Origin of the sequence: Halorubrum sp. Ea1 (assembly GCF_002252965.1) — an archaeon.
Lineage (GTDB): Archaea > Halobacteriota > Halobacteria > Halobacteriales > Haloferacaceae > Halorubrum.
On sequence record NZ_NHPG01000045.1, the window covers coordinates 1 to 2,507 of the forward strand.

A 2,507-nucleotide genomic window follows, 5' to 3' on the forward strand; every position below is an offset into this window, starting at 1 on the left:
AGACGACCGCGGAGACGACCCCGACGACCCGCCGTCGGTCTCCGCCGCCGTCGCCGCCGGCGCCGCCCTATTTAACGAGGGGCACACGCTCGCGGCGCACGACCCGTGGGAGGCAGCGTGGCTCCCGCTCGACGAGGGCGACGACGAGCGCCTGCTCCACGGGCTGATCGCGGCCGCGGCGGCCACTCACCACGCGAGCGAGCGGAACTGGTCCGGCGCGACCGGGTGCGCCGCCAACGCGGTCCGGTACCTCGACGGACTCGACGCGGAGGCGGCCCGCGGCGACGGCGGCGGAACTCGCGGCGTCGACGTCGCGACCGTCCGGGAGTGGTGCCGACGGCTTGCGACCGACCCGGAGACGGTCGAGCGCAGCGAGCCGCCGCCGATCCGGGTCGGCGACGCGGTGCCGAGGTTCGCGGACTTGGACCTCGCGGCCGCGCTGCTCGCGGCGCCCCCGCTCGCCGAGGCGGTCGACCACGGCGACCCGGGGACGTTCGAGGCGGCCGCGGCGCTGGCGCGCGAGGAGCGCGGCACCGGGCGGACGCGGTTCGCGGAGCTCCTCTTCGCGTTCCTCCGCGAGCCCGACGCCCGGCCGCAGGTGGCCGCGCGGCTCGCGGATCACGTGGACCTGGCCGAGCGGAAGCGACGCGACGTCGACGACCTCTTTTAAATTTGAACTCGGTTAGGCGCCGTCGGTCGGCGTGTCCGGGTCCGAGGGGAAGTTCGGCTCCCCGGTGACCGCGGGGTCGGTCCCGCCGTCGGGACCGATCCCATCGCCGGGGTCGCCCCCGTCCGACTCCGAGGCCCCGTCCTTCGGCTCGCCCTCGAAGGTGTAGTCCGCGGAGTTGTCGGCGGGGTCGTAGCCGAGCGCCTCGCGGGCGCGCTCGATCGAGTAGTAGCGCCGGTCGTTGTTCGAGATGCCGTAGACGACCTCATAGCCGTAGTCGGCCCGCAGACACCGGTCGAACAGGTGCGCGCAGTCGCGGTGCGAGAGCCACATCGCCTGCCCGCGCTCGTACTCCCGCGGCGGGTGGTCCTTCGTGAGGTTCCCGATGCGGACGCAGACGACGCTCATCCCGTGTTCGTCGTGGTAGAGGCGCCCGAGCGCCTCGCCGGTCGCCTTCGAGACGCCGTACAGGTTCCCGGGCCGGGGGAGCTCGGTGCCGTCCAGCCGGTAGTCGTCGTCCGTGCGGTACAGGTCCGGGGTCCGGTCGTCGGTCTCGTAGCCGCCGACGGCGTGGTTCGAGGAGGCGAACGCGAACTTGTCGACGCCCTCGTCGACGGCCGCGCGCATCACGACCTGCGTCCCGTCGATGTTGTTGCGGAGCACGGAGTCCCACGGCGCCGTCTTCCGCGGGTCGCCGGCGAGGTGGATCACGGCGGCGACGCCCTCCATGGCCTCCCGGACCGCCCGCTCGTCGGTGATGTCCGCGACGTACCGGTCGGCGTCGGTGACCCCGTCCGGCACCTTCGCCGCCGGGAGCGGCTCCCTGTCGAGGAGTCGCCACTCGTAGTCGTCCCCGATGCCGCGGAGGATGGCCTGCCCCACCCGTCCGCCGGCGCCCGTCAGCAGGACCGGCTCGTCCATTCGGTCGTACGTGGGCGGGAGACGGGCATATAATACACGGTTCGGCCACGCACCGGCCGATCGCGGGGACCGTGCGCCCGCGGCGAGATATCCGAAGAGAGTCAGAGACCGAGACGAATCCCGGTTACAGCTTCTTCCGGGAGATCGAGACGCCCGTCGGCGTGACCACGATCTGGTCGTCGCCCTTCTGCACGATGTCGCCGTCGACCTCTTGAGCGACCTGGCGAAGCTCGTCGATGATGTGTTCGATCGTGCGGTCCGACGTCGAGTGACGAGTGATGTCGGCGATGACGAAATCGCCGTCGTAGACGGCGTCTTTGATCGGGATGACGTCGCCCTGGTCACCGATCTCCGCGATGTGTACCTGCATCCCCGTCTCGGCGTGCGCCTCGGCGAAGTCGTCGAGGTTGAGCTCGACGTAATCGTCGACGGAGCGGTTGCCGCCCCCGCCGAGGATCTTGCTCATGATGCCCATACACACTACACGTCGAGGTCGGACATTAGTTCTTACGTCAGACGCACCCGGTCCGCGGGTCGTCAGCGGCTCTCGTCGAGCCGATCCTGCCACTCTTGCACGCGCGCGAGCAGCTCCACGGGCGCGGTCTCCGCGACGTCGACGTCGCTCAGCTCCTCGATCACGGCGCGGGTCTCGGGGTCGAGCCGGTCGGCCCCCGCCGCCCCCGCGCTCTCGGCGCCCTCGGGGCGTTCGGCGGATTCGTCGGTCTCGGGGCGTCCGGCGGACCCGTCGTCACCTCCGGCGTCGTCCGACGCCCGCTCCCGGCCCGTTCCGTTTCGGCCCTCTTCGGGGGCGGAGGCGTCGGCGGCCGCCCCGGTCGACCCGGCGCCGCCCTCGTCCGCGAACGACCCGGACGAGAGGTCGAAGACGACCTGCTTCGTCCCCTCGCCGGCCCCGGCTCCG

3 protein-coding genes and 1 pseudogene are annotated in these 2,507 nt (G+C 72.1%); 1 reads left to right on the forward strand and 3 read right to left on the reverse strand.

What is annotated here, in order from left to right; translation table 11 throughout:
- Positions 1-670, forward strand: a 670-nt coding sequence (locus tag DJ73_RS06100; RefSeq protein ID WP_141212913.1) for a DUF309 domain-containing protein, incomplete at its 5' end; no start/stop codon positions are given.
- A gap of 12 nt (positions 671-682) precedes the next feature.
- On the opposite strand, the gene azf is transcribed toward DJ73_RS06100, so the two are convergent.
- From azf to DJ73_RS06115, 3 genes and pseudogenes are all read right to left on the reverse strand, one after another.
- The gene (azf, locus tag DJ73_RS06105; protein WP_094525415.1) at positions 683-1,588 is read right to left on the reverse strand and encodes an NAD-dependent glucose-6-phosphate dehydrogenase Azf; all 906 of its coding nucleotides are present in this window, start codon (positions 1,586-1,588) and stop codon (positions 683-685) included.
- Between the two features lie 124 nt (positions 1,589-1,712).
- Positions 1,713-2,063, reverse strand: a complete 351-nt coding sequence (gene sepF, locus DJ73_RS06110) for a cell division protein SepF (RefSeq protein WP_094525416.1) — start codon at positions 2,061-2,063, stop codon at positions 1,713-1,715.
- Between the two features lie 62 nt (positions 2,064-2,125).
- Positions 2,126-2,507 (reverse strand): annotated as a pseudogene (locus DJ73_RS06115) (DNA mismatch repair protein MutS); the annotation flags it as partial.

Bases quoted from the DNA above. Each gene is read 5' to 3' on its own strand.
- azf (WP_094525415.1), bottom strand. From the start codon at position 1,588: ATGGACGAGCCGGTCCTGCTGACGGGCGCCGGCGGACGGGTGGGGCAG.
- sepF (WP_094525416.1), bottom strand. From the start codon at position 2,063: ATGGGCATCATGAGCAAGATCCTCGGCGGGGGCGGCAACCGCTCCGTC.